At 45.6% G+C, this 594-nt stretch carries 1 protein-coding gene and 1 pseudogene; both read right to left on the bottom strand.

From position 1 onward, the window contains the following. Positions 1-377: pseudogene (locus A3739_RS19290) on the bottom strand (peptidase); the annotation flags it as partial. A gap of 9 nt (positions 378-386) precedes the next feature. Beyond that, positions 387-594: hypothetical protein (locus A3739_RS19285; RefSeq protein WP_156502698.1), on the bottom strand; the 208-nt coding region annotated here is incomplete at its 5' end.

Genomic DNA, 594 nt, shown 5'->3' with positions numbered 1-594 from the left:
TTGATCGTTTCGAAGCCCCAAGGACTCACGCAAGGAATAACGACTAAATTAAACTTCTCTTCGTATTGCTCTGCCTTATTAACTAAAAAAGAGAGCGCACCTAAAACACCACTCGTTTCATAACCATGCACTCCACCAGTAATAAGCACCCAGGGAAGCTCAGGATTCGGCTGAGCGGTTTTAACGGCAAACAACGAATATCGAATAGGGTCGTGAGAAAGAGAGCCGTAGTTATCGATATGAAAGCGATCAGAGAGTCGATACAAATGATCAACAACTTCAGTTTGATACGAACGATAATAGCGTACCGCAGAACGCCACTGTTCTATTTCGGATGCACCCCAAGGTTGACCTGGGGTGCCAATTGCATACGCCATGCTTAAACCCTATTTCTTTTTTGCAGCTTTCTTTTTAGCAGGCGCTTTCGGCTTAGCAGCAGTCTCGACCCACTTACCATCTTGGTAATAGGCCGTCCAACCCGTTGCTTTTGCTTTTTCACCGTCCATGACTTCAGACATCAAGTACTGCTCTTTAGTCTTGCGACTAAAGCGAATAACACTTGGATGTCCATCAGGGTCTGCTACTGGCCCATCA

The organism is Oleiphilus sp. HI0067 (assembly GCF_001635735.1).
The sequence above is the reverse complement of the archived record's forward strand: the minus strand, read 5'-3'. Positions and strand labels throughout refer to the sequence as shown.